27 protein-coding genes and 1 pseudogene are annotated in these 25,564 nt (G+C 31.1%); 24 read left to right on the top strand and 4 right to left on the bottom strand.

The annotated features are described in order from the left end of the window. Positions 1-352: 352 nt before the first annotated feature. Positions 353-1,540: a restriction endonuclease subunit S gene (locus EAG11_RS07380; protein ID WP_242499283.1), complete on the bottom strand. Its 1,188-nt coding sequence runs from the start codon at positions 1,538-1,540 to the stop codon at positions 353-355. Continuing rightward, a complete protein-coding gene (locus tag EAG11_RS07375) occupies positions 1,483-3,510 on the bottom strand; it encodes a class I SAM-dependent DNA methyltransferase (protein WP_129538615.1) in 2,028 nt (675 codons plus the stop codon). Before EAG11_RS07375 ends, EAG11_RS07380 begins: the two co-directional genes overlap by 58 nt. A 427-nt stretch (positions 3,511-3,937) precedes the next feature. Between EAG11_RS07375 and EAG11_RS07370 the strand changes: the two genes are divergently transcribed. The 21 genes and pseudogenes from EAG11_RS07370 (at position 3,938) to EAG11_RS07270 (ending at position 21,508) form a co-directional block, all read left to right on the top strand. Then, on the top strand, positions 3,938-4,228 hold the full coding sequence (locus EAG11_RS07370; RefSeq protein WP_129538614.1) for a hypothetical protein: 291 nt from the start codon (positions 3,938-3,940) through the stop codon (positions 4,226-4,228). Positions 4,229-4,389: 161 nt separating this feature from the next. After that, a complete protein-coding gene (locus EAG11_RS07365; protein ID WP_129538613.1) occupies positions 4,390-4,809 on the top strand; it encodes a helix-turn-helix transcriptional regulator in 420 nt (139 codons plus the stop codon). 141 nt (positions 4,810-4,950) lie between these two features. Further along, complete coding sequence (locus tag EAG11_RS07360; RefSeq protein WP_129538612.1) at positions 4,951-5,649, top strand: pseudouridine synthase; 699 nt, start codon at positions 4,951-4,953, stop codon at positions 5,647-5,649. 429 nt (positions 5,650-6,078) lie between these two features. Next, a pseudogene (gene tssD / locus EAG11_RS22770) lies at positions 6,079-6,473 on the top strand (type VI secretion system tube protein TssD). 221 nt (positions 6,474-6,694) lie between these two features. Further along, entirely contained in the window at positions 6,695-8,536 is a 1,842-nt protein-coding gene (locus EAG11_RS07350) for a type VI secretion system Vgr family protein (protein WP_129538611.1), read from the top strand. A gap of 1 nt (position 8,537) precedes the next feature. Then, the gene (locus tag EAG11_RS07345) at positions 8,538-9,041 is read left to right on the top strand and encodes a hypothetical protein (protein ID WP_129538610.1); all 504 of its coding nucleotides are present in this window, start codon (positions 8,538-8,540) and stop codon (positions 9,039-9,041) included. 5 nt (positions 9,042-9,046) lie between these two features. Further along, entirely contained in the window at positions 9,047-9,775 is a 729-nt protein-coding gene (locus EAG11_RS07340) for a hypothetical protein (RefSeq protein WP_207209624.1), read from the top strand. 18 nt (positions 9,776-9,793) lie between these two features. Continuing rightward, positions 9,794-10,021: a hypothetical protein gene (locus EAG11_RS07335; protein ID WP_129538609.1), complete on the top strand. Its 228-nt coding sequence runs from the start codon at positions 9,794-9,796 to the stop codon at positions 10,019-10,021. 20 nt (positions 10,022-10,041) lie between these two features. Further along, entirely contained in the window at positions 10,042-10,512 is a 471-nt protein-coding gene (locus tag EAG11_RS07330) for a hypothetical protein (RefSeq protein WP_129538608.1), read from the top strand. Further along, a complete protein-coding gene (locus EAG11_RS07325) occupies positions 10,452-10,835 on the top strand; it encodes a hypothetical protein (RefSeq protein ID WP_129538607.1) in 384 nt (127 codons plus the stop codon). Before EAG11_RS07330 ends, EAG11_RS07325 begins: the two co-directional genes overlap by 61 nt. Position 10,836: 1 nt before the next feature. Next, positions 10,837-11,235, top strand: coding sequence for a PAAR-like protein (locus EAG11_RS07320; protein WP_129538606.1), 399 nt, complete (start codon positions 10,837-10,839; stop codon positions 11,233-11,235). Positions 11,236-11,423: 188 nt separating this feature from the next. Further along, positions 11,424-13,895, top strand: coding sequence for a hypothetical protein (locus EAG11_RS07315; protein WP_129538605.1), 2,472 nt, complete (start codon positions 11,424-11,426; stop codon positions 13,893-13,895). Positions 13,896-13,897: 2 nt separating this feature from the next. Continuing rightward, positions 13,898-15,061 carry a CHAP domain-containing protein gene (locus tag EAG11_RS07310; protein ID WP_164998669.1) on the top strand — a complete coding sequence of 388 codons (1,164 nt, stop codon included), beginning with the start codon at positions 13,898-13,900 and terminating at the stop codon, positions 15,059-15,061. Positions 15,062-15,072: 11 nt separating this feature from the next. Continuing rightward, complete coding sequence (locus EAG11_RS07305) at positions 15,073-16,287, top strand: hypothetical protein (protein ID WP_129538603.1); 1,215 nt, start codon at positions 15,073-15,075, stop codon at positions 16,285-16,287. Positions 16,288-16,331: 44 nt separating this feature from the next. Next, positions 16,332-16,544, top strand: a complete 213-nt coding sequence (locus EAG11_RS07300; RefSeq protein ID WP_129538602.1) for a hypothetical protein — start codon at positions 16,332-16,334, stop codon at positions 16,542-16,544. A gap of 194 nt (positions 16,545-16,738) precedes the next feature. Beyond that, positions 16,739-17,533: a hypothetical protein gene (locus tag EAG11_RS07295; protein WP_129538601.1), complete on the top strand. Its 795-nt coding sequence runs from the start codon at positions 16,739-16,741 to the stop codon at positions 17,531-17,533. A gap of 347 nt (positions 17,534-17,880) precedes the next feature. Continuing rightward, the gene (locus EAG11_RS07290; protein WP_129538600.1) at positions 17,881-18,195 is read left to right on the top strand and encodes a hypothetical protein; all 315 of its coding nucleotides are present in this window, start codon (positions 17,881-17,883) and stop codon (positions 18,193-18,195) included. Positions 18,196-18,198: 3 nt separating this feature from the next. Continuing rightward, positions 18,199-18,588, top strand: coding sequence for a hypothetical protein (locus EAG11_RS07285; RefSeq protein ID WP_129538599.1), 390 nt, complete (start codon positions 18,199-18,201; stop codon positions 18,586-18,588). 529 nt (positions 18,589-19,117) lie between these two features. Continuing rightward, positions 19,118-20,215: an exopolyphosphatase gene (locus tag EAG11_RS07280; protein WP_129538598.1), complete on the top strand. Its 1,098-nt coding sequence runs from the start codon at positions 19,118-19,120 to the stop codon at positions 20,213-20,215. A gap of 165 nt (positions 20,216-20,380) precedes the next feature. After that, entirely contained in the window at positions 20,381-20,905 is a 525-nt protein-coding gene (locus EAG11_RS07275; protein WP_129538597.1) for a DinB family protein, read from the top strand. 249 nt (positions 20,906-21,154) lie between these two features. Continuing rightward, entirely contained in the window at positions 21,155-21,508 is a 354-nt protein-coding gene (locus tag EAG11_RS07270; protein WP_129538596.1) for a DUF6713 family protein, read from the top strand. 127 nt (positions 21,509-21,635) lie between these two features. On the opposite strand, the gene EAG11_RS07265 is transcribed toward EAG11_RS07270, so the two are convergent. After that, entirely contained in the window at positions 21,636-22,469 is an 834-nt protein-coding gene (locus EAG11_RS07265; protein WP_207209623.1) for an AraC family transcriptional regulator, read from the bottom strand. Between the two features lie 86 nt (positions 22,470-22,555). Here EAG11_RS07265 and EAG11_RS07260 point away from each other — a divergent pair, with 86 nt between their 5' ends. From EAG11_RS07260 to EAG11_RS07250, 3 genes are read left to right on the top strand one after another with little or no spacing between them, the layout of a single operon-like run. Continuing rightward, positions 22,556-23,503 (top strand): NADP-dependent oxidoreductase, encoded by a 948-nt coding sequence (locus EAG11_RS07260; protein ID WP_129538595.1) that lies wholly within the window; start codon positions 22,556-22,558, stop codon positions 23,501-23,503. Positions 23,504-23,515: 12 nt separating this feature from the next. Further along, a complete protein-coding gene (locus EAG11_RS07255) occupies positions 23,516-24,481 on the top strand; it encodes an alpha/beta hydrolase (protein WP_129538594.1) in 966 nt (321 codons plus the stop codon). Next, positions 24,478-25,065 (top strand): NAD(P)H-dependent oxidoreductase, encoded by a 588-nt coding sequence (locus tag EAG11_RS07250; RefSeq protein WP_129538593.1) that lies wholly within the window; start codon positions 24,478-24,480, stop codon positions 25,063-25,065. Before EAG11_RS07255 ends, EAG11_RS07250 begins: the two co-directional genes overlap by 4 nt. 90 nt (positions 25,066-25,155) lie before the next feature. Here EAG11_RS07250 and EAG11_RS07245 read toward each other — a convergent pair whose 3' ends face one another. Continuing rightward, on the bottom strand, positions 25,156-25,473 hold the full coding sequence (locus EAG11_RS07245; RefSeq protein WP_129538592.1) for a DUF2834 domain-containing protein: 318 nt from the start codon (positions 25,471-25,473) through the stop codon (positions 25,156-25,158). Positions 25,474-25,564: the final 91 nt, after the last annotated feature.

The following is a 25,564-nucleotide window of genomic DNA, read 5'->3' as shown; positions in this document are numbered from 1 at the left end:
ACTTTATATTTTTAAAACTAAGATGCGCATGCAATAATGCCATAATATTCCTCAACAAACTGGTTAGCTATTTGAATGCGTTTTTATATTAAGACAAAGCTCCAGATTTCTCTGAAGCTTTTTTTGTTTTAATCTATAAAAAACAATCTATACCTGATTCAGGTCGTGGGTGCCAAGTCAGGAGACATTCGTACTGCTTTTAGTTGAATACTTAGGGGAGCGGGTAAATTTAAAAAGTCAAGATTGTAAAAATACAACCTTGACTTTTTCTCCAATTTTATTTGCATATTTATAAGCCAATTGCTCAAAGACATTTTAGTAGCTATTACATAAGACCGTTTATTTTATTTACTCACAGCACTTTTTGTTGCTTCTGTTTTATATCGGTATATAAAACAACATCTTTTATAACTGATTTTTGAATAGCAGATATAAAAGTACACATAAAAGCATAGTCAATTTTGTTATTGATAGTAGGTAGTTGAATTTTAGTTATTTTGATTTTGTCACGATTAAATTTTGTTCCGTAATCATAATTCAATTCTAAAATTGCTTTTCTAAAACTTGAAATAACAAAGAATAATTCAAATTTCTGAAATTTTGGATCGTATGCTTTCATTACTTGTAAATGGCTTTTGCCAATAAATTCAGTAGCTTGATAGAAAATTGTTCGTTCTGATTGCCAAGTGTCGCTCAATGTGATTACATTTGAAGGATTTAATGGTTCAAGATTACTCCAACCAATATAACCATTATTTTGTGATTGATTGGAAACATACGGGGTTTTGCCATTTTCTACAAGAATATCTCTGTCATTCATTACATATGCTTTTGACGGTGAAACCGTAAATAGTGTTTGAATTTCAAATTCTTCAAATTTTACTTCTCCTTTTTCAAATTTTTGAAGTACTTGCTTTTCTTCATTTGTCAAAGCATAATCTTTGACAAATGAAGCGGATAAATATGCTTCCAACTCTGCTATACGCTGAGCTTCCAGCTCATTTATAAAACTATTCATAAATTCAAAATCTACTTTGCCTTTTTTGGTTGGAAGTTGGATTTTGGTTTTATTCATTGCTTCACGATTAAATTTATTTCCATAATCGTATTGCTTTGAAGTGGAAACTCTACACGCAGAAATAATAACACTTGCAATTGCTTTATTAAAAGGTTCAAACTTTGGTACAAAATGTTGTATATGGGAATAACCTATAAAATCATTTTCTTGATAAAACATTGTTTCTGCACCAATTGTAGTATCGGAACAAGTAATTGTATTTCCTGCATTATTAGGTTCTAAATTAGAATAACCCATTATCCCATTTTCAGTTGAAGAGTTTGATATTAATGGAATGTTGCCATTTATTGAAATTATTTCACTATTCTGCAAACGGTAATAATTTGTTGGATTTATTTCAAATAAATCACCTAAATAAAAATCTCCCCACTCAACTTTTTGTAACTTTTCGTTGAGTAGGGCATCTACTTTCCCAAACTTTTGCTTTCGTTTTGTTGTTTGAGAATGCTTGAAACCTCCCAAGCGAGATAATCACCTATGGTTTTTTTGAAATCCTGTAATGTTGGCTTGGTGTCAATTTTTTGATATTGGTCATAATTCCAATCATCCCCTTTATTGGTTATAACACTCATTACAACAGTTTGTTTCAAATTCCATAAAGTGGGAGAAACATCTGCTGTAGCTCCATTTTTATATATTTCAATTATATCATTGTAGCGTTGTGCAGGATTATCTATCTCAATAAGGCTTCGTTTTGTGCGTTTGTAACCATCGTTTCTAAAATCAATAAATTTTACTTGCTTTTTATAATCGTGTGATTTGCCTGTATGCTCGATAACATAAATAGATGTTTGAACTCCTGCCATTGGTATAAATAAATCTATCGGCATTTTGATACTTGCTAATAACTGATTTTGAGCAAGAATAGCTTTACAACTTTCTACACCTCGACCGTTTCCTGCTGAATCTTGAATGATAATTGCGGCTTTGCCGCCAATTTGCATATTTTCAAGACCAAACAAAATAAAAGGCATTCCATTTTCCTTGAAGCTAAATGGTGGATTAAGTAATAATTTATCTGCGTTAAATGTTTTGTAAAGTTCAGCAGGTTCTTTAAAAGACGAGCCTTTCCTAATGTTACTGGAACCATCGCCACGCAAAATCATGTTAGTAGATGCAAGTGTAAACATTTGAGCGTCTAACTCAACACCAAGTAGTTGGTGCTTTTTGATTTGCTCAATTTTTTCTAATGCTTTTTGGGTTCTTTTACCATATTTCTGTTCGGCATAATCTATCATAAGTTCCATAGATGAAATTAGAAAACCGGCTGAACCTGTTGCTAAGTCCATAACTTTAGAGTTTTCGTCTACCTCTAAAATTTGTGTCATCATTTTGGTAACATAGGGAGGTGTTAGCACGATACCAATTTCTTTTCCATCTCCAAGTGCATATTTTAGAAATTCGGAATACATTTCTCCCATAATATCTAAATGGCCACTCATAGAGTCGATAGATAAAAAGATGTTTTCGTAAATGTAAGTGAAAATTTGTTTATTGACACTTGCCATATTAGGTAATAATTTTCCAATGATAGTGTCTAAATCTATTTTTTTGTCACGGTCAGTATCTTTATTAATTTCCCTAAATGATGCCATCATTAGATTTTTTTTATCTTGAGGAATCTCTTTTAATGTTAGGTAATTTTCTATTTGCATTACAATGTTGTCTCCGTCTCTTTGATTGTCGAGATTAAAACCTTTTAAATCCTCTGGTACTAAACCTTTTTTAATTTCTGCAATGTCTTGCATTGCTAAAAGCATGCCCGAAACATATAATACACGCTGCGGGGCAGTAATTGCATGGTTGTGCATTAGCTTGTTAAGTTTCTTTGCATACTCTTGTAGCTTTGCTTGCGAGTCGATTAAAATTTTATGTTTTTCGTCTTCTGTAAGTGTTGCTGCTTTATAGAACTCTGTAAATGATTTTTTAGATTCTAAAAAATCTAATGAAGTGTAAGTATTTATTAACTTGTAAGTTTCATCGGTTGCGCCGAAGACATAATAAATTTTGATAGTTACATTGTTGGCGTTATTACCCGATATCCCAATTGCAATTGCTTCGGTATATTTTTTACTCATTATTGCACATTGTGCATAATGGATTGCTCCATTAACTGCAAAATTTTTAACGGATTTGATATCGTTTTTTATTTTATCTCCATTTGTTGCCCATAATTTATTAATCCCTAGTTTGTTTTCAATTAAAACTGGTATATCAAAAGTCTCCAAATGAAAATCGGGCTTCCAAGATTTGCCTTTTTCTGTTTCTCCTGCTTCTTCAAGTTCGAGACGTTTTAAAATTACACCTTGTTGAATTGCATTTTTTAGATAATCAGACATTGCTGATTCTACAGTATATTTAGTTTGCTTAATTCTTGCAAATTCTGACTTTACCCAATCATTTACATTGTCTTCTAAATTCCAGTCTTTCATTTTATTTTTCCTATATATGTTTCTATACCGATTGACAAAAATAGCTTTTTTGAATAGACTTTGATAATAAAAAAAAGGGAGGAGGCTTATGCAAAAAAAACTTTTTTGGTCTGTTTTTCTTTGAGTAGTTTCTATTTAGCAGTTCATACTCTTCGTAAGCTGTTCTATTTTCAGTGATCACGGAGGAGTTAGAACCTCATTAAATTAAATAGTATTTAATTAGTATTTTTAAGACGCATTTATCAAATGATTCCTTATTCTTCTAATATCTTAATTTAATTTCCTCACAAAGTTCGGGAATCGTTTGCGGGCACTAGCAAAAAAACTCCATAAATTCAGAAAAAAAAACCTGCTTTATTGTGGTGATTTTGAGTTTACTAGGCTATTCCTGGTAGATGTTCCATAATTAATTTTAAATATAGAAATTATGGAAACTTTAAATCAAAACTGCCAGACTTTATTTGAAATTGAACAGAACTACAAAACGAAAGTAAAAAACTTTGAAAGACCAGAAATCAAATCTTCAAAAGATGCATATAAATTGGCTCTTTCAACTTGGGATTATAGTAAAATAAATCCTTCTAGCAGTTCAAAAGTATTGTTTATGAATCAAGTTGACAAAACACTTAGAATTTACGAAATCTCCTCCAGAGGAATAGCAGGAACTGTTGTAGAGCTTCAGAGAAATCTGAAGCTTTGTTTTTTATTATGTTTTTAATTCTTTGTATCACACGAAAGAGATTCATCCCAGAGTAGGACAAAAGCAGATATAATATCTGACAAAAGAATGTTTTATAAGATATTTTTTTATCTTTGAAACTCAGGATTTTTAAGCCAAATGGCTTTATCTTTGAGCCTTTAGAAAAATTGATATTCATTATGGAACAGAAAATACATCAAGGAAGAAACGTAAAACGCTTCAGAGAAATGCTTAACATAAAACAGGAGGCATTAGCTTATGATCTGGGAGAAGACTGGAATCAGAAGAAAATTTCTATGCTGGAGCAGAAAGATGTAATTGAAGATAATCTGTTGAAACAAATATCTGCAGTATTTAAAATTCCAGTGGAAGCTTTTCAGAATTTTGATGAGGAGCAGGCAGTGAATGTAATTGCAAATACTTATTCATTCCAAGATTTCAAAGACAATGCAGTTGCTTCTGGATTCAGTTACCAACCTTCTTTCAATCCCGCTGATAAAATTGTACAATTATATGATGAAAAAATAGCATTATACGAGCGTATGCTGAAAGAGAAAGATGAAATGATGGCAAGGCTTGAAAAATTAATTACCAAATAATCATTTATAAAAAGATATTAATTCTACAAAGAGACTTTCGAGTCTCTTTTTTATTTTCGATCTAAAATAAAATAAGGAAAAGTATAGAAACAAATAAGTCATAAAAATGATTTTAATCGAAATCTCTTTTACTTTTGCCAAATGTTAGAAATTCTTTACCAAGACGAATATATTATCGCAATTAATAAACCAAGTGGCTTGTTGGTTCACAAATCATTTTATGCACGTGATGCAAAAGTGTATGCTATTCAGGAATTGAGAAATCAAATAGGAGGGCAGCACGTTTATCCTATTCATCGGTTAGACCGAAAAACATCTGGTGTTTTGTTATTTGCGTTGGATAAAGAAGTCTTGAAAATTATGAATGATCGTTTTGCCACACGGGAAGTCGAAAAAAAATATTTAGCCATTTTGCGTGGTTGGTCTCCCGAAGAACTAACGATTGATTATGATTTAATTAATGATGATGATGTTAAACAAAATGCTATAACATACTTTCATCGTTTGCAAAATACTGAAATTGAGTTAGAATTTAATAATAAACCAACATCACGGTATTGTTTGGTAGAAGCGATTCCTGAAACTGGCCGTATGCATCAATTGCGAAAACATTTCAAACATATTTTTCATCCCATTTTAGGTAGTCGACCACATGGTTGTAACAAACAAAATAAATTGTGGTTAGAGAATTATGATCTGAAAGGAATGATGCTTCATGCACATCAGTTAATTTTTAATCATCCCATAAATAATAAACAACTAATCCTAAATGCAAAGATTAATGAAGAGTTTAGCAGAGTAGGGACTATTCTTAATTTAGATTTGAGTAAGTATAAATAGAATACTAATTCATAACAAATTGGTTAGCTATTTAAAGGCTTCGGTTACTAAGACAAGCTTCAGATTTCTCTGAAGCTTTTTTGTTTTGGGTTACTTTGAAACTGCTCACGCTAGGGGGATAAAATGGACTAGATATAAACGGGTTGTATTCTTACTTTTTTACTTTTTATTTTTATTTTTTTTATGAAAAACATTACAAATTAGCTTGGTTATTTTATTTATAGTTGTATATTCGCGTTAATATTGATTGCGAATCCTCTTTATCTTCCTACAAGAAGCAAGTCAAAAAAGTGCGTTAGTACAAAAAGAGGTATTCTAAAATCATATAGAATACTTCTTTTTTTGTTTATACTAGTCAGACAACAGAGAGGGTTCTAAAAAACAATTTTTAACAATTTTCAACAATTTTACAATTTAATTATTTTTATTATGGCATTTAAAGCAATTTTAGAATTCGAAGGACACGAGTACCAAGTATTATTTTCAAAAGTTGATATGATGAGACATACTGACGGTAAAGGAGCAGTTTCATCTGAAATTAAAGGAGGTAGATTAAATTAAAAGTAAAATCTACAGACAACACTACTGTTATTGAGCAAGCAGTAAACAGCCAACACAAACCGGTAAGTGGAAAAGTAAAATTTTTTAAAGCTGACTCTGAGCAAGTAATGAAAGAACTTTCTTTTGAGAATGCTTTTATTGTTTTCTTCAGCGAGCAATTAGATGCTTTGGCAGAAACTCCAATGGTAACAGAGATCACTTTCTCAGCAGAGAAAATTACTTTAGGTAATGCAACATTAGATAACAATTGGGCAAGAGTTTAATTTTTCCCTTTTTGACAAACAAGAAGTGGTAACATACCGCTTCTTGTTTTTTTATTATATAATTTATTGAACAAAACATTGATTAGTATTGCTTCTATTTTCAGAACATGATATTTTAGCTTAAAATCGAATTCGGTATAAGAACTTTAGAAATAAGAACTTTAGACTATAATCTATTTAAGTTAAAATTTAAAAAAATCAAACTTATAACTAAACATATTATGGTCATTCCTAAAATAATATTTGGTATTAATAGAAAAGAAATCTCACATTTTACCAGTATCGAGCTGCATCAAACCATTAATACACATCATCATTTTAAAATTAGTGTTCCGCATTCTGTAATCGAAAAACCAAGAGCATACACGATAGAGAGTGCTCAAAAATGGTTGGGAGGGGTTTTGCACATTGCTTTTGAAAACAACAATAATTTTTTAGGAATAGTAACAAATATTCAATATGCCCAAGAATTGGGACATGTGGGAAGCCAAATTATTATTTCGGGTTATTCCAAAACCATACTTCTTGAATCGGGAGTAAAACTCAATTCTTGGGAAGATACCAATTTACAAGATATCATTGAGGAAGTAATAAAAACAGCAACAGGCGAACAATTGCAAAACAATATCAAACCTGAATTTGGCAGCAATTTAGGTTATCAAACTCAATATCTCGAAACAGATTTTCAATTTATACAACGTTTAGCCAAACAATACAACGAATGGTTGTATTATGATGGGGAAAAACTTTTTTTTGGTAAACCAAATGTTAGTATGGAATTTACAAAATTGATTTACAACAAAGACCTTTATAACCTAAATATTTCTGTTCAGGCAATTCCCAACCAATTTGAAGCATTTACTTATAATGAAGATGTAAATAAACTGTACCAAGCCAAGACCAGAGACCAAATAGAAGGATTTCCAAGATTGGGTACTGATGCTATAACTGCTTCTCAGAAACTATATGCTACATCATCATTAGAATATGGAAGAATTGCCACTGGTGATGACATGTATTTGCAAACCATACTGCAAAATAGGCAACAAAGTGCCGCTGCAGAATCTAATTTTATAACCGCAACTAGTCGAAACAGAAGTTTACGAATAGGTATGAGCATTAGCATAGATGCCATGCAGGTAAAAGACAAATTAGATGCATATAAGAGTGGACAAGACATTAACAAAATCAACTACGAAACTAATGAAGTAGGGATTTATATTATCACAGAAATAACTCATAAATCAAGCGACATTGGCGAGTACGAAAATAGTTTTAAAGCACTACCTGCCAAAATACGCAAGTTACCAGAGCCAAATATCAGCTTTCCGATAGCTCAAATGCAACAAGCAGAAGTAGTAGCCAATGATGATCCAAAAGGACAGGGCAGAATACGTGTAAAGATGCTATGGCAAGCCACCAAACAACAGCGTACACCATGGTTACGCGTAATGACACCTGATGCAGGAACCAGTGGTGAAGTCACCACCAACCGAGGAATGGTTTTTATCCCCGAAGTGGGTGATCAGGTTATGTTAGGTTTTCGCTATAACGACCCCAACAGGCCATTTGTAATTGGTAGTTTATTTAATGGTAAAACGGGTACTGGCGGTAAGATAAAAAACAACATCAAAAGCATTTATACCCGTACAGGAAGTACAATTACTTTTGACGAAGGTGATTCGAGTATTTTAGTAAAAGACCCTTCTGGCAACAAGTGGTATATGGATGGTAATGGTAATATTGAAGTTACGGCACCAAAGAACATTACGATGAATGCAGGAGAGACTATAATTATGTCAGCAGGACAAAATATTGTAGCTACAGCACAAAAAGATATAAATGTTATTGCTGGAGAAAGTATCACAGAAATAGCAAGTGAAGATTATAATCTTACAGCAAGTAATATTATTGAGACTGCACTTATAGGTAGAAATTCTAAAGCTAAAAGTATTACCGAAAACATGGAAACAGGTTCTTACATAAGTACTAAAGAATCTATAAATGTGGAAAGCGCCAAGCAAGTAAATATTAACAGCGGTAAACAGGTAAAAATGCAGTAATATGGCAGGAGAAAGCGGAAATATAATACGTAACATATCTGGAAAATCTTATAAGGAAGCGGAATCTATTACTAAAGATGCATCTAAAGGAGCATTGGATTTTAAATCTCCAAAAGAAAATACTTTTTACGGAAAAGATGGCGGAAAAAAATTTGCGGATTATGAAGCAAAAAAAGAAGAGAAAACATTGCTTGTTAAAAAAATAAAAGGTCCCATAGATCCTTCCACTAATAAAGCTGTTGATATTATAGAAAAAGGTAAAGCATACAATTATGAAGCAATAGAATTTAGCAGAACTCCAAAAAAATCAGAACTTAAGAGCCTAAAATGGGGAATACAGTATGATGAAGGAGAGATAAATGAAGCTGTTGCTGTAAAGGGATTAGATGCTATTTCTTATAATGTACCTAAAGGAAGCAGTGTAAGCAAATTAAAAGTTTATGCTTTTTTAATAAACCAAGTGAAAAAGTTTGTATTGAAGCAGAAGTATTATTGCCACATATAAGAATTGTGATTACTAATGAAATTACAGGATATACTATTCAAGGTTTAAAAGGAGAAGATTATATTTTTTCAGATCCGGTAGTTGTAGTACCGACTTATAAAGTCAAAATTCTAAACTATGATGATAAAAACAAGGATGGTAAATTTCAATTTTCATTTAATGTAACTAGAGATGCATGGTATAACTTAGGAAAAAATAATAAAAATGAATATGAGTTATTGAATAGAGCTTTTATTCCAGAAAATTGGAATCAAAATCTTTATGGAGTTTTCTGGATTCCGAGTTACCCAAATCAATTTAAAGTTGCAAGATCAGGTTTAGATGCCTTTATATTTACTCGGTTCGGTAAAAGAAAAATCCCTGCTCAGCCACTAAAAACTCAAAAACTACTTAATGGAACAAATATAGACCATCATAGAGTAGAGGAAAAATTTGCTACAGATGTAATGATTCATGTTGGCGGAACATATGATCTAAAAGGATACGACCACGTAGGAGGTTCATATGGATGTTTTGGATACATATCAAATGATGATATATATGCAACTTCAGAACTAGCAAAAAAGGCATCCGAAGATGATAATTATGATGATGTAACAACAAATTCTGACTGGAAAAAAGAGGCAGATAAAATAATTAAACTCTCATTTGAAAAAAAGAAAGAGTTGCGAATTTTATTAGAATATAGAGATGAAAATCAAAATTATTATCCAAAACAGGTATTGGCTGAATAAAAGAAAAAAAGATAGAGAATGAAAAAGACATTAATAATAACAGGCGGAGTAATCGGATTTTTGTATTCTTTAATAGGACCTATAGTTAGCTATTCTGATACAGCACCTTTAGATGATGAGATAGGTTTTGAAATTGTTTCCTGGAAAGTTTTTATTTTAGAATCTTTGTTATGTATAAGTGTAGGATTATTAGTAGGATGGATAATGTTTTTATTGTTTAAAAAGGTTATAAAAAAGAAAATATAACATATAAGTTTACATAAAAAATGACATTTGAAATAACACATAAAATAAGCACAATAGTTAATGATAATGCAAAAGAAATTGAAACGTCTTTTAATGTTGAATTTCTTGCTTTAGAAAAAAAATCAAATTTTAATACATACGAAGTTAGTAAGACAAAAGTTATTAATAACCCTAGTCATGAAAATACCTATTTAACATTTCTAGAGAATTTAGAACAGCTTACCTATCCAATTAAGATTCAAACAACAAGTCAGGGAGAATTTGTTAAGCTGATAGAATATAAAGAATGGCTTGAAAGATGGGAGAAAAACACTGCTATTCTAATGGAGGAATACGATGATAACAAAAATGCTAAAGATATATTAGAAAAATTTAATCTAAATGTGTATGATAAACAGGTTTTTACGCAAAATAAGTTTAAAGAACCTTTTTGGAATTTAATTTTTTTAATCCAGAAGTTGATAAAGAAGAGCATCCCAATAAGACAATAATTAATTGGAATATAAAATCAATTGGAAATGTAGAATGTGCTGGTAAAACAAAATTTGTTATATCAGATAATGGTGAATCGTTACTGTATTTTGAATCGCAAGAAGTGGTAAATGAAGGATGCACCGAAAGAATAAATTTTGTAACAAGTAATAAAACCAATCTAGAGCAGTATGTAACAAATGTAAAGGCAATTACAGCTTTGGATAGTTCGCATAGCAGGGTAAAATACAAAAGTGCCATTTTTGAAATTCAGACGGACACTTCATTTCATTATAAGGAAGAAATATTTTTAAATATTAAAAGAGAAATCAATTCTAAATAATATGGCAAAAGGAGAAATAATAGTAGATGGAGCTAAATGCTTTTGTTCTAATTCTGCTGATAATAATAGTAAGGCAAAAGCGGTGCCTTTAATGGTAAAAAGCCAGACTAAGAAGTTAGGAAAAAATAAATACTTTGCTCAGGAAAAACCTATTGCGACGAATCTTGATGATACATCAGAAAGTTTTGGTGGCGGAAACGGCTTTGGAATGTGCAATACGCCCGACAATAAAAAACTACCCTGCAAAGCAAAATGTAACATCAAATACAGTGACTATTATAAAAATGTAGATTTTCATAAAAGTATGAAAGTACTTCTCGATATATCCACGGGCACCTGTGAAGGTTATGGCCAGAAAGGCACGATTGAATTTGCAACCACTGGGCAAAAAAAGCAGTAAATACAATTGATGTAAAAGAAGCAGATGCCTTTACTGTTGAAAACACCTCTGCTCAGTGGGAAACCTCAGATCCTACCAAAGAAGATTCGGTTTCTGAAATCACCATCGTTGCTCCGCTTGCAGATAAACCAACAGGCAAATATTATTTTATAGAAAAAGCTAAAAACACAAATATTTGGCCTTCGACAATGTCAGTTGCAGAAGCAAAACTTCAATTAAAAGCAACCTATAAAGGAGATCCAACAAAAATAACATGGGCTATCTTTAAAGGAGATGGGGTAAAAGATAAAGTAAAAACTTTTGTGGGTATTGGGGCCAACATTGTATTTACATTAGATAAACTTTTTAGAGATCTGGAGGAAGGTGTGTATCGAATTGAAGCTTATGCAAACAAAGCCGGATCTGACAAATGCTTTATACTTATTGAATATATAAAAGACCATGTAGAAGGAATTACGGCACCCGGTAAAACCCTGTTAAAAAACACACCAATTCCTTTAACTTTAAAATTTAAAGCAAGTTCCTTAGTAGAAAAACAAAAAATACTTAATCCAGCATCATTAAATCCTATCTATGAAACATCGCCAATTGCCAGTTGGAGAGTAACTTGTAAGAATGCAGTAATATTTAATAGCCAGATTAGTAGTGAATCTAATCTAATAAAAGTGGAAACGAAAACGGGGGCACTAGGTATTTTTACCTTCAAAAACCCCGATGAATACCAAGTTGAGGCCTATACATCGCCGAATGATTCAAGCCCGATAAAAACTACTTTAACCGTTTTAGAATCTCTGGGAGTAAATACTGTAAAAGGAACCTGTAACCAACTTTTGCGATATAATGAGAGCCTGAAAGTAGAAGTAAGCAAGTTTAATGTAGAATTTTTACCTGCCAACGCTACCAAAATGCAGTGGTATTTGCAAAAAGACGGCATAAGATTAACAGCTTTTGAGAACGCTGCCATTTCAAAAGAAAAAAGCATCAACAAACCTATCAATCAAATACTTTATTATGATGCTAGAGGAGGCAACAACTATTTTGGCAAATATGTTATAGAAGGCTACGGAAAGCCGGCTAACGAACCTTTATTTAATGGATCAGACTGCTTTTTCTTTGAGGTAATAAGAAATGCTATAGACAAAGTAAAGCTACCAGAATCGATACCCAAAGGAGCAAAAGTAAAAATTGAAACTGTAGCCCGTATTATGCCCTTGGTAGGCGATGAAAAAATAAATTTAGAATTGCCAAATGATGTAGTGGACAATCATGACGGAACAATTACTTTTAACAGTGAAGGAGAATTTGAAATAGCCGCCTACCTTACAGGAGAACAAACCCTTGATATAAAAGCAACAACAAAAATAAAAGTAGCCAATCCAGAAGTAAAACGGGCTCTATGGGCGTATGGAACAGGTTATAAACGTACGGAAACAGGCTATAAGGAAGAAACACATGCCTTTGTAGAAATTGCAGGATTAGAAAATCAATCGATCACCATAAAAGTTTGGGTAAGAGGCGCAGGCGGATCTTTTTATTTAGAGCCGGCAACATACATGCTCGAAGAAAAAAAGATAGCTCTTAATGATAAAGGCATTGGTTCATTTAAAATTTCTACTGATGACAAGTATAAAGAAAAAATAAAAAAAGCACTACCGGCAACAACCGAAACACCAAACCCCAATATAAGTTTGACTTTTACCGTAGAAATACCAACTGGAAGCCAAGGAACAATAACCTTGCCCGACGATATGGCTATAAAAAACGGCAAACCGGTAGTGGGAACAAAATTTATAGAGGTATTAGACAGTAACGAAGAACTTGCAGTAACCAGCGACAAAAAAATAAAGTCAATATTTTTTGCTAAAGAAGACGGTAAAAGTGTACAGCAAACCCTTACCCATCAAGACAAAAGCCACAAAATATGGGTGCATACTGTCAATATGCAGGAAGAAGAATTAAGAGTTGATGTTATGAGCTTGACGCATTCTGATTGTATGGAAGAAAAAAACGGCATCATAACGGTATTGCAAAGCATTCAGGAATTTAAAGAGAAAGTGGGTAGTGATGGGCTTTTAGAACTCAGTTTCACCCCCGAAGAAAAATACCTTACCGATGCAGAAACCAACCCTGTACGTTTTACTATACAAGTAAGCCGAAAAGTAAAAGACCCAAACGATGACAAAAAAGAAGTTTATGTTTTTGAAGATGATCAATTAGCGGAAATGCCTTATCCAAATGCAAGCTTGGTAAGAAGCCCAGACATGAAAACCATAGGCATAAAAGCCACCAAGAAAGACGAAACACCTTTTACTAAAGAAGAAAAGATAACCTTGCGAAAACAACTCATCTGTTTTAAAAACACAGCTTTAATAGTAGAAAAAGGCATTTTAACAGAGGAAGCTATTGATAATTGTACTGTTCCTGTAATGGTAGATTTGGAAATGGCGGAGCTTATAAAAGGGAAAAGCTGCTATTGTAATAAAGACTTAACGGAGGAGGAGGTAAAAGATCTAATAAAAGCAGTAAACGGAAAAGATACTATTTGGGGAAGTCAAAATTGTAATATAGATGATAAAAGTTATGCATCATTAACTTTTCAACTCAATGCTATGTTCCGTAAATATGGTCTCAATGAATGTATTCAAAAAATAGCTTTTTAGCCATGACAAGCGTTGAAACTGGTTTTTTTCAAACCGCAGGAGAGATTTCTGGTAATACAGCTTCAAGTCAATATTTTTATAAAGGAAGAGGGCTTCTGCAATTGACAGGTGATGGAAACCAACCTGTTATGTATTCTGATTATCAACAAAAAATAGGAACTGCACACGATATTATAGGTAATCCTGACTTAGTAGCTCAAAAAATATTTTTAGCTGTCGACAGTGGTGGCTGGGTTTGGAATCAAATTAAAGCGCCATCATGGCCTGCAAGAGGCAAAAAAAGTGATGAAACACAAACTGAATTTGAAGCTAAAATGAGAGCTTTTGAGTGGAAAAGGAATAAATTCCCTAAAGGATTATCAAAAAACTTAAACGAAATTGCGCTGTTAATGAAAGAAAATGAAGAAGATTATTTCTTTTTGATCTGTCGTTTACTACAAGGATATCTGCCCACAAGTACGGATGATTATCCAACAACCTTACATTTAGATAGAAGAAAACAAAATTTGCAAAAAATAAAAACTTGGTTCAAGTATAATAAAAATGTTTGTGATAGTGGAGGGATAATTCCTGAATTATCGGGGAAAATTCCATGGATGGATGTAGCATGGAAAGAATATGAAAAATATAAAGGTTTAAATAATAATTTAATTCCTTTAAAAGATAAAGTAGAAACTTATTTTGATAATGCTAATTATACAACAGGAAAATTTACTGAAAATTGGTGTGCTGCATTCGTAACTTGGTGTTTAACAAAAGGTACTTTTAAATATCCACCTCCATCTGGATTAGGAACCATACGAGCAAGAGCTTTCGCTCCAAAAGCGATATATGCTATTGATCATTATTGGGAAGAAGGAAGTCAAACTAAAAATAATACACCAGCTTATGGGGCAATAGCTTTGATAAAGTGGGAAAATGGAGGTGAACACGTAGCTTTTGTTATTGGAAAAACAAGTACAGGGAGAATTGCAGTTTTAGGTGGGAATCAAAGTGTAAAGGAAAATGGCATTAAAATAGGCAGTGGTATAACTTTATCATCAGCAAAACTCTCAGAAATAAAGTGTTTTACATATCCTTCAAGTTTTTCAGATTATACAAAACTTTATAATTTAACTTCAGAAAACATAACTGATTCATTAACTTCTTCAGATACACACCAATGAAAACAAAAAGCATGATTATTATTATAATTTTTTATTTTACTACTTCTTGTAACTCACAAGGAAAAGAGGTGAATGAAAAAATAAAAAATAATATAGAAAGAACAGCGACTAATATTAAAAATAAAGATTCAATAATTGACAAGATGAATAAAGTATTAACAAGACAAATACAGTTTGGAAACTCAGTTTCAAATGATGTAACAGATATTAAGTATTATGAATTTAGTGTAGATGATATTGAAGTATTAGAGGACGAATGTTCGAAAATTTTATTAAGTAATGGGTATATAGCTCCAACAGAAGAAATTTTTAATAAGCATATAAACAAAATATTTAATAAACTTCATAATAATAAAAATTTATTTTATATAAACACTTTTGATATTTGTAAAGGAGTATCATCATTTGCAGATTCGGATGGTTTTAGACCTAATGTTTTTATTTCAAAAACAAAAAAGTTAATTGTTGACCAACTATTTATTGCTGAGATAACAGACTATGAAGAGCTTTATCCTCCTATAATAGATATTGAAAAAAAAATAAACACAAAGTTTAAAGATAATAATGGTGATAATGTTTATGTGACTAGATGGAAAGACGTCAAAGACCTAGCCGGACAACGCAAAAGAAACATCCAAATTCTAGTTGCTCGCAACATGTATTTATTTAACGATAGTAGAGCTCATTTTAAATGGTTACTCTTAAATGACAAAAATTTCATGCAAAGTTTGGTAACAACTTTTGGTTATTATGATGATAAAGAATTGTTGAAATGGGTAGTAGAAAACACAAAATTTGATAGCAATAACCCAAATGAGTTAGACAAGATATTTTGGAATAAAAAATGCGATGGAACTGTAAAATTAAATTTAGAAATTTTCACTGTTTTAAAAGAAATTATAAAACCCGAAGGGACTAATTATTTTGAAGCTTTAAAAATGTATGTAATGTATTTGCTTGAGGATAAGGATAAAAGAAACGAGCTTTCACTTCAAGACAGAGCAAAATTGCTAGCTCATCTGGTCTATTTTGGGGAGCAATATCGTTATGATGAAAAGTATAAAGATAAAAGTTATTTTATGCAAAGAATTTGGATGCGCGACATTGACGATTCTATTAAAAAAGAAATAATAAAAAACAATTACTACAATTTACCTGGCTATAAAAATCTTTATGTAAAATCAGAGGAATATCAAAATGCACTTGCTGATGAAAATGGAGGGTAGAAAATATGTACCTAATTTAATAATCTTAAAAAAAAATATAACAAATGAAGAAACTAATCTTTTTTTTATTTATAGCAACAAAAACATTTTCCCAGACATATGAATTGAAATATCAATGTCATAAAGAGATGAACGATGAGAAATATAATTTAATTCAGCAATTTGATGAAAAAAGATATTCGTATACTGTCGAAAAAGTATTTGAAGAAAGTATGTATTCAAACGAATCAAAAGTAAGCCTTACTATTTGCATCTAGGTGGACTAAAAGATACTTCGGTGATTGAGTGTAAGTTATTGTATGCTAAAGAAATAAATTCCATAGAATGTAAAGAATAGTTTCTCAAACTAATTGTGTCTCGTCACAAAAAGAAGAAAACATACTTTAATTGATAAAGTCTAATTTACAAAAAATTAAAATTATAAAACATTAATTATTTCAAATTAAAATTTATGAAAGGCAGAAATATAACGATAGTCATAATTATTTTCATTATTGGAATTTCGATTTACAAAAAAGACCAAATAATTGAACTTTTTAAAACAAATGAAGAACATAAAAGAAATAATTTGAGCAATCAAAATGAGAACTCCATTGAACCTCCAACTGCTATAGCTTTTGAAGAAGTTGCTACTAGACATGAGGAGGATCCTTTAACTGAAGAACAAGGAATGATTGAAGAAATGAAAAATATATTAGATTACCTTGAACAAGGTGAAAATTTTGATGAGAAAAGACACTATATATCATCATATCTTAGTGATCATAATTATAAAGGAGTTAATGACTTTCTTTCTGCAAGTTTTGTCAATCATCTTAAAAAGAATCCATCTTTAATTACTGATATTTTTGAAAAAAATCATAATATGTTTTATAGTTTAATAACTCGCCGTACTTACAAAAAATTGGACTTTGATAAAGTTGTCACTGGATTATTAATAAGTTATAACGATATATACTCAACTCCAGATTATAAAGAAAGATTAGAAGAAATATATAAAGTAATGAAATTTCAAAAAGAAAGAGATGATGACGCAAAAAAATTTTACTCAAAAATAGAACCTTTCACGTCAGATGAATTTTTACTAAATCTCGAAGAAATAAGATTAATTTCCGGGAAACAATTTGCGGATGGAGATATTGTTTGGTTTTATAGTTTTTGGGCAAGAAGATATAATGAGAATAATATTAATCAGGTTTATAAAATAATTAATGAAATTAACAGCCATTATACTGAGGACAATTAGGCTTGTCTAATCTGTTTTTTGATTATTGAAAAGCATTGAAGAACTAGCTAGTAACCAGTAAAAATGTAGTGACAATGTTTTTATAGCCACTATAGTGTCAAGTCTTAAAAAAGTAATACAGGATTAATAAAATAAAAGTACAAATTTTAGATAGTAGTAAATTTTACTTTACTGCTATTTTTTGTCTTATAAGTTCTCATTTTAATTTGTTTTTACAATATCTGTCAAACCATTTTTATTTTATAACATTGATTTTTTTGCATTATATTTAACTTAATTTTGTTTGAATTAAACGATCTCTATAATACACAACCCCAGGTTCTCATAATCTTTTTAAAGGCAAACGTATGAAAATGTATATTATCATTAAAGACAATATTCCAGATAAATTAGCTCCAGTAATTGCAGCACATGCATCATTGGCTTGTTATAAAAAATTTCAAGAAAATGAGGATATGATAAAATGGATAAATGGGATATTTAAAAAAGTCGTTTGCTTAGCGAATGAAATTGAATTTGATAAACTTAAAAATGAAACTGATTTTGTTGTAATTACAGAATCCTCACTTGACAATAAAGAAGTTGCTTTGGCATTTTGTCCAAGAGAGGAGTACTCAAAAAAGTTTAAGTTTCTAAAAATGTGGACACCTCAAAACAGCTAAAAAATGGAAAATCAGGTTTATAATTGGTTTGTTAAGAATGGAAATATTCAGATTCAAAAAAAGGGAGATTGTATTTCACTACAATTAAACTATGAAAAAGGAGAGTATTGCTTACTCACACATTCTGATGCTTATGAAATTATTGATCTGTTAACTCAAATTTCAAAAGAAATATGGGAAAATCCTAATTATCAAAGACAACCATATACCCATCAGCTTTTCAGAGATAATGGTAACGAATATTATTGGAAAATTGGAGCATCACAAATTTTAATAAAATACAATGAAACAGAAGATGCTATTGAAATTAAATATAAAGGAAATAGTAGCATGGATTTAGAAATAAACCATGTTATAGAGATAATACAAATTATAGAACAATTAAGTAGATAGAAAATATTTACCTAATAAGATTTTTCTGTTTTTTTAACCAAACAATACAGGTTATTTAACCTTAAATTACAGTTGCTTATTCAAACAAAACTTGTTAGAATCGACTCCTTGTTGCCTTTATTAAAACTAGTATTGCAGTAGCCTGTTCTTCTTCAATGTGTTAGAGGAAATGAAGTTATTTATCATTAACTTAACATTGCTAGCTAGATAATTTAATACTACATTTTCTTAATAACTGAGTTTGTATTCGTAAATGTTTTTATAGATTTGTGGTGTTTTATTTAACAGTTTTTGCTTCGTCACCTTTTAGATATGATAGCCAATTATTCTTTTATTTAGTCATTTATACATTAACCATCATGAAGCCCTTTTTACTTTATAGTTGATATAAAAGACATTGAATTAGTTATGAAGAATCTACTTCAACAACATCTTAATTTTGATATTTAAAAAACGCAACACCAACTTCTTATTTAAACACACATTAAAAATTTTCCTCCAAATTAAATTATAACACTAACTAAATCCAATGCTTAAAAAAAACAAATCCCAAATTTTAATTTTTACCCTTTTAAATTTATTTTTTTCCATTAGTTCCTTTTCTCAAAAAAACGTTTATGCCGGAATTGAAATCGGACGTAGAACAATAAAAGTTACCGTTCTAGAGGTAAATAACATAAAGAAAGCCGATTATAAAATTGTTCATTACGTAAATGAAGAAGGACTTAATTTTGCCAAAAATATTACTGCTTTTGGCGAACTTACCCAAGAAGACATTAACAAAGCTAGTAGCATCGTTTATAATCATTTGTCGCAAATCAGAGTGAAGTACAATATTAATGAAGATAATATATTTTTAGTAGCTTCTTCTGTTTTTGCATCTGCTCGTAACCTTGATGTTTTAAAAAATAAAATTGCGACGCTTACCAACAAAAAATTAGAAGTTATTAATATCAACGAAGAAACTAGAATGTTGGTTAAGGGAGCAATTCCTCCTGTTGATTATCCTAATGCCATCTTACTTGATATTGGCGCTGTAAGCACAAAAGGTGGTTATATCGATGAGCTTGGAGATAATAAATTAGAATTTATGCCTTTAGAGCTTGATTTTGGTACAATGACACTTACTGATGCAGTAAAAAAGACAGTAGCAAATCAAAAAGAAGCTAGTGACATGTTAGCATATCAAGAAAAATCTTTTGATTATAACACTGTATTGCGTAAGAAGGTAAAAGAAATGCTTGACTCAAATCCTCTTCTACAAAACAAAGAAAAGATCTACTTATCTGGTGGTGCTGTTTGGGCTTTTACAACGCTATATTTTAATGAAAACACTAAAGATCATTATATTCCTTTTAATTTAGAAGATATTATGAATTATGATGCTGTATTGAAGAACAACTTCAATAAGTATAACAATCTTTCTAAAACGGATAAAGAAGCGGCTAGAGTTTTAAATATATACGATCAAAAATATTTAATTTCTGCCAATAACATATTATTGACTCTTGTAGAAAGTATTCCAAACTCAGAAAAAAAGAAAATATACTTTGTAAAAGAAGGTCCAATTATTTGGTTAATCTCATACGTTGCTGATCGTTCTAAAAGAATAAATACTAATTTTTAAGGTATTTTATAGAACCTTCGTCAAAGGCTATTATGATAAAGCTTCAGAGAAATCTGGAGCTTTTTTTATAAGAAAAAGCTTTTAATTTGAAGTATTGAATAATAAATGTTTTATTGCGTTAGCTATTACGATTAAAGCATTTAATAATTATTTGTAAACATTGTTATGAAACGAACAGAAATAAAAGTATTACCTGACTATTTTGACCGTTATATTAATTTAGTTGAGGATATTGTTTTGTTTCAGGCTTTTGAGGAAAGTTTGAAACAAATTGAGGCTCTAGATTTGCAAAAAGTTAAACTCATCGGAAATAAAACGTACCAAGCAGATAAATGGACTATAAAAGAAATTTTGCAACACGTTACTGATATTGAAAGACTTTTAATTGCTGGCACATTAAAATTTGCAAGAAATGAGAATGATTTTGTAATTGCATTTGATGAAATAGAAATGGCCCGACAATCAAAAGCTAATAGTAAAACTATCGAACAAATTATTACCGAATTAATTGCTGTTAGGAAATCTACAATAGAATTATTCAGCACTTTTGATGAACTTGATTTTCAAAAATCAGGAATCAATTGGAAACATCGGATTACTATTGAAGCTATGGCATTCAATATTATTGGACATCAAATTCATCATATCCGCTTTATAGAAAATTATTACTTTTCAATATTAAAAAAATAGTTGTTAATTTTTCGGTTATGTACAATTAGCCTTTGGTTGTACTATTGCTTAAATTAATTGAGTGAAAATAAAAGAGCAAAACAAATGATAGCATATTTTACTAAAGTGTAGCATAATCACTAAATCGCAAAGAGAGTTTTGTTAAACATTATTTGTAAATTCGTTTTGTAATTTATTTTGGATATCAACAAAGCCTAAATTACTTGAAGTCTAAGATAAATTAAACAAGACGGAAATAAATTCAATATAATGATAGATCATATTTTCTTTTATTTAGGACTTTCGTTTATTACAATCCACGAAATGGACGCAATACGATGTAGAGAATGGAGAATTTTCCCTGGACTTTCTTTACTAAGCGACAAATTAGGATATATAGTATTCATTTTAGTGCATATTCCATTATTCTTTTTTATTTATTGGGAGCTAACACATAGTCAGGACATAGCAGTATTTATTAAAAGTTTCAACATCTTTACGATTATACATTTGGGACTTCATGTTTTATTTTTGAAACATAAAAACAATGAATTTAAAGATTGGATTTCTTGGACCATACTAATCGGAGCAGGTTTATGCGGGCTAATTGATTTGATAATATAGCTTAATAAATTTGACCCAAAATCAATACCTGTTTTTATTTTATAAATTCAAAAGAGAGCTTTTAACTACTGCATTTAATTCGAATTATGGAGTCATTATAAAAGTATATCCTAAAGTTGCTATAACATCAGTTACTCAATCCAATTCTATATGCTTTAAGAGTAAGTTCTTTATGTCGTTTGAAAAACTTATTGATATGACTTTCATCTACAAATCCAAATTCATCGGCAATTTCATGCACCCTTTTATCGCTGAAACGCAATCGATGTTCTATTAGTCGGATGCGATAAGAAGAAATATATTCCTGTATCGATTCGTTGCATTGTTTTCGGAAGTAGCTTCCAAGATAAGTGGGTGACAAGCCAAATTTTTCAGCAATTACAGCCACTTTCAAAAATTCTGGCTGGCGGATATGTTCTTGGATATAATCTAATATTTGCAATGTGCGAATATCTGCATTGGGTGAGATGCTCTGAGGTTTAATTATAGCAATGTTTCTGGCTGCAATGACAATAATTGCATTTACTAAATGACTTATGAGATCTTCGCTATACATTGCTTGAAGCTCCGTAGCTTGTTGTAGATTTCGCATCAGTAAAATAATCATTTCTTTGTCATCATTATTTACGAGCACTGAACCTGATAAATGAGAGGCGTAATATAAAAGACACTCTATATGGTCTATACTTTTCCATTGGAACTCTTTGATATAGCTTTCGCCAAAACGAACTACCATAAATTCACAGGTACTTTCTAAATCAAATCCATGAGAATCATTTGGTGTTATTAAAAACAAATCTCCAGCAAGGTAAGGAAACGTATTTCCATTTACCGTATGATTCCCAGTACCCGATATAACGTAAACGAGTTCAAAAAAATTGAACAACCTGTCACGTAAAGGACATTCATCTACTTTCTCGTAGAATACTTCAAGCGATTGATAGATGTTTTCTCTAGCCATATTGCAAAGATACCTGAATAAGCATTAATTGTACCTGTTTTTATCCTTTTTACCAGTCTATTTTTGCTTAAATAAATAGAAGTAATATGAAAGCAATCGTATTGGCAAAGTTTGGAGGCACTGAGAATCTTGTTTATAAAGACATCCAAAAACCTGAAATAAAAGCAAATGAAGTACTTGTTAAAGTAAAAGCAATTGGTATTAATCCGGTAGATGTAAAAGTTCGTAGTCGCCAGGCTCCACTTGCAGAAGAATTGGTTCAATATGATCCATTGATTTTGGGTTGGGATATTTCGGGCGAAGTTGTAGAAATAGGAAATGAAGTTACTAGATTTCAAATTGGTGATGAAGTATTTGGAATGGTAAATTTCGTTGGGCATGGCAGAGGATATGCCGAATATGTAGCAGCTCTCGAGGAGCATCTTGCACTAAAACCTAAAAACAGCAGTCATGTCGAAGCTGCTGCTAGCACTTTGGCAGCATTAACAGCTTGGCAAGCATTTAAAGATTATGGGAAATTGAGACCAAAAGATAAGGTTCTTATTCATGCGGCTTCGGGTGGTGTAGGGCATTTTGCTATACAGATTGCGAAGCATATTGGTGCTTATGTTATTGCTGTTTCATCGGTTTCCAATCGCGATTTTGTTCTTAAGTTAGGTGCAGATGAACATATTGATTATAAAACAATTCGTTTTGAAGAAGTACTTACTGATATTGATTTTGTATTAGAATCTGTTGGAGGAGAGAATTTTCAAAAATCAGTACAAGTATTAAAACAATTTGGAACCATTGTTACATTGCCCTCAGGACATACGAAAGAAGATGAGTTAAAAGCTAAAGAAAAAAACTTGCATGCTTGTTATTTTATGGCTGTATATTCTAGCGGTCAGGACATGCAATATATCGCTTCTTTGTTAGAAAAAGGAATACTGAAACCTTATGTTTCTCACGTTTTTGAGTTTGATGAAATGGCAAAAGCACATCTGCAAATTGAAACGGGGCGTACAGTGGGGAAAGTTGTGGTAAAATTATAATGCAATTGAGATATGGAAAGTATAATTAAAAAGATAGATACAGATCTTTGGAAAGCTATTCTTAATAGCCCGTTTAACCACATAGATTACGAAGCATTGTTAGCGAATGACCCTGCAAAAATCAGGAAAGAGGAAATGGATGTTTCCTTAAAAGAAGAGGCAATTGCAGTTCCAGAATATCTTTCTGTTGAGAATATTCAGATTCCATCTTCTGATAAATCAAGAGAAATTAGATTGAGAATATATAAGCCAAAAGGGAAACAAAATTTACCAGTATTACTCTATTTTCATGGAGGTGCATTTATATATGGTACTCCTGAGCAATATGATTTTATATTCTTTCGGTTGGCTCTTGATACAAATATGCTAATTGTTTCTGTTGATTACCGTTTGGCTCCTGAGTATCCATTTCCAGCAGCTATTGAAGATGGATATGATGTTTTATCATGGTTGTCCAAATATGCAGATGATATAGAAGGAAACAAAAATAAAATCCTAATAGGAGGGAGTAGTGCTGGAGGAACAATTGCAGCATCGGTTACGCATTTGGCAAGAGATAAAAAAGAAATAGAAATCAGACATCAGTTTTTGTTGTATCCTCCAATGAGCCATCTTTTACAAACATCATCTATCAATGAATTAGCAAATGCACCTATGCAAACTAAAAATGCAGCAGAATGGATGTGGAAACATTACTTGCAACACAATATGACAAAACCACCTAAATATGCAGTTCCTTTATTAGAAGACAACTTCAATGATTTACCAGATGCCACTATTATTGTGTGTGAGTTAGATCCATTGAAAGATGAAGGAAAATTGTATGCACAAAAATTAAAGGATGCAGGTAGTGTTGTTAATCTAATGGAAATAAAAGGTGCTGTACATGCTTTTGATTTCTTTCCGAGCTCATTATCAGATATTTTTTATTATCAACAAATTGAATTATTTAAACAAATTTTAAATCAAGAAGAATGAAAAAAATAGTAGTTATTAACGGGCATCCTGACAAGAATAGTTTTAACAGTGCGATTGCCCATTCCTATATTAAATCTGCATCAGATGCAGGTTCAGAAGTACGTTATATTGCTATTGGAGAAATGGATTTTAATCCTAATTTACAGTTTGGTTATAAACAAAGAATAGAGTTAGAACCCGATTTAGTAAAAGCATTAGAAGATATTAAATGGAGTAATCATCAGATTTGGATTCATCCTATATGGTGGCTTGGTATGCCAGCAATTATGAAAGGATTTTTTGATAGAGCCTTTTTGCCAGGTATTGCTTTTAAAAGTAATAAAGGACATCTAAGCGAGGGATTATTAAATGGTAAAACGGGAAGAATAATTACAACAGCAGGTGATTTATCTGAAACTGATTATGAAAACATTTATAAATCAAGCGGACTCGTTCAGTTAAAAAATGGCATTCTTGAATATTGTGGAGTTTCTTCAATTCAGAGTAATTTTATAGGACCTCTTTATGAATTAGATGAAAGTGATAAGAAAATGTGGATAGGTAAAATAGAAGATTTGGCTAGGATAGACTCTCTAAGCTTGTAAGTTTATATTATCATTTGTTGGTTAAAATACTACAATTTCTTCACGACTATTGATCAATAAATTTCGATAAATTTTATAAAGATTGTAGGATTATATTTTGTTTTCAAGATGGCATTGCTTCATGTACAAAAACAAAGGAAGTCCCACAGAAGCTCCTCCAATAAATGAGGCAGCTATAGGAATCCATAATTTTCTCATTTTAAGTTTTTTGCCTTCGCTAACAACCATACACACAATAACAATGACCGTTACGATAACATCTAGCCAAGCAAAAACTGCTAATGGATTCTCTACAATTTGTTGTAATAGTAATGGAAAATGAAATCCATTTTCGACTAGCCAAGGGATAAATTGTGAAAATGGCAATACGATTCCAAGAAAGGTTAATAGTAAATATATTGTCTTCATAATGATTTTAATATAGGTCAAATATGATGGTTATTGTTGTGTAAATATAATTAAAGGTATTTGAATATGTATTGTTTTAAGACTGTTAAAA

The sequence above is a fragment of the Flavobacterium sp. 140616W15 genome, from assembly GCF_003668995.1.
Classification (GTDB): domain Bacteria; phylum Bacteroidota; class Bacteroidia; order Flavobacteriales; family Flavobacteriaceae; genus Flavobacterium.
The sequence above is the reverse complement of the archived record's forward strand: the minus strand, read 5'-3'. Positions and strand labels throughout refer to the sequence as shown.

Coding starts and splice junctions, on each gene's coding strand:
- EAG11_RS07250 (WP_129538593.1), top strand. CDS start 24,478: ATGAAAAAAATAGTAGTTATTAACGGGCATCCTGACAAGAATAGTTTT.
- EAG11_RS07330 (WP_129538608.1), top strand. CDS start 10,042: ATGACATTTGAAATAACACATAAAATAAGCACAATAGTTAATGATAAT.
- EAG11_RS07290 (WP_129538600.1), top strand. CDS start 17,881: ATGAAAATGTATATTATCATTAAAGACAATATTCCAGATAAATTAGCT.
- EAG11_RS07350 (WP_129538611.1), top strand. CDS start 6,695: ATGGTCATTCCTAAAATAATATTTGGTATTAATAGAAAAGAAATCTCA.
- EAG11_RS07245 (WP_129538592.1), bottom strand. CDS start 25,473: ATGAAGACAATATATTTACTATTAACCTTTCTTGGAATCGTATTGCCA.
- EAG11_RS07265 (WP_207209623.1), bottom strand. CDS start 22,469: ATGGCTAGAGAAAACATCTATCAATCGCTTGAAGTATTCTACGAGAAA.
- EAG11_RS07295 (WP_129538601.1), top strand. CDS start 16,739: ATGAAAGGCAGAAATATAACGATAGTCATAATTATTTTCATTATTGGA.
- EAG11_RS07360 (WP_129538612.1), top strand. CDS start 4,951: ATGTTAGAAATTCTTTACCAAGACGAATATATTATCGCAATTAATAAA.
- EAG11_RS07305 (WP_129538603.1), top strand. CDS start 15,073: ATGATTATTATTATAATTTTTTATTTTACTACTTCTTGTAACTCACAA.
- EAG11_RS07335 (WP_129538609.1), top strand. CDS start 9,794: ATGAAAAAGACATTAATAATAACAGGCGGAGTAATCGGATTTTTGTAT.
- EAG11_RS07320 (WP_129538606.1), top strand. CDS start 10,837: ATGGCAAAAGGAGAAATAATAGTAGATGGAGCTAAATGCTTTTGTTCT.
- EAG11_RS07260 (WP_129538595.1), top strand. CDS start 22,556: ATGAAAGCAATCGTATTGGCAAAGTTTGGAGGCACTGAGAATCTTGTT.
- EAG11_RS07365 (WP_129538613.1), top strand. CDS start 4,390: ATGGAACAGAAAATACATCAAGGAAGAAACGTAAAACGCTTCAGAGAA.
- EAG11_RS07315 (WP_129538605.1), top strand. CDS start 11,424: ATGTCAGTTGCAGAAGCAAAACTTCAATTAAAAGCAACCTATAAAGGA.
- EAG11_RS07255 (WP_129538594.1), top strand. CDS start 23,516: ATGGAAAGTATAATTAAAAAGATAGATACAGATCTTTGGAAAGCTATT.
- EAG11_RS07285 (WP_129538599.1), top strand. CDS start 18,199: ATGGAAAATCAGGTTTATAATTGGTTTGTTAAGAATGGAAATATTCAG.
- EAG11_RS07310 (WP_164998669.1), top strand. CDS start 13,898: ATGACAAGCGTTGAAACTGGTTTTTTTCAAACCGCAGGAGAGATTTCT.
- EAG11_RS07370 (WP_129538614.1), top strand. CDS start 3,938: ATGGAAACTTTAAATCAAAACTGCCAGACTTTATTTGAAATTGAACAG.
- EAG11_RS07270 (WP_129538596.1), top strand. CDS start 21,155: ATGATAGATCATATTTTCTTTTATTTAGGACTTTCGTTTATTACAATC.
- EAG11_RS07345 (WP_129538610.1), top strand. CDS start 8,538: ATGGCAGGAGAAAGCGGAAATATAATACGTAACATATCTGGAAAATCT.
- EAG11_RS07280 (WP_129538598.1), top strand. CDS start 19,118: ATGCTTAAAAAAAACAAATCCCAAATTTTAATTTTTACCCTTTTAAAT.
- EAG11_RS07275 (WP_129538597.1), top strand. CDS start 20,381: ATGAAACGAACAGAAATAAAAGTATTACCTGACTATTTTGACCGTTAT.
- EAG11_RS07300 (WP_129538602.1), top strand. CDS start 16,332: ATGAAGAAACTAATCTTTTTTTTATTTATAGCAACAAAAACATTTTCC.
- EAG11_RS07375 (WP_129538615.1), bottom strand. CDS start 3,510: ATGAAAGACTGGAATTTAGAAGACAATGTAAATGATTGGGTAAAGTCA.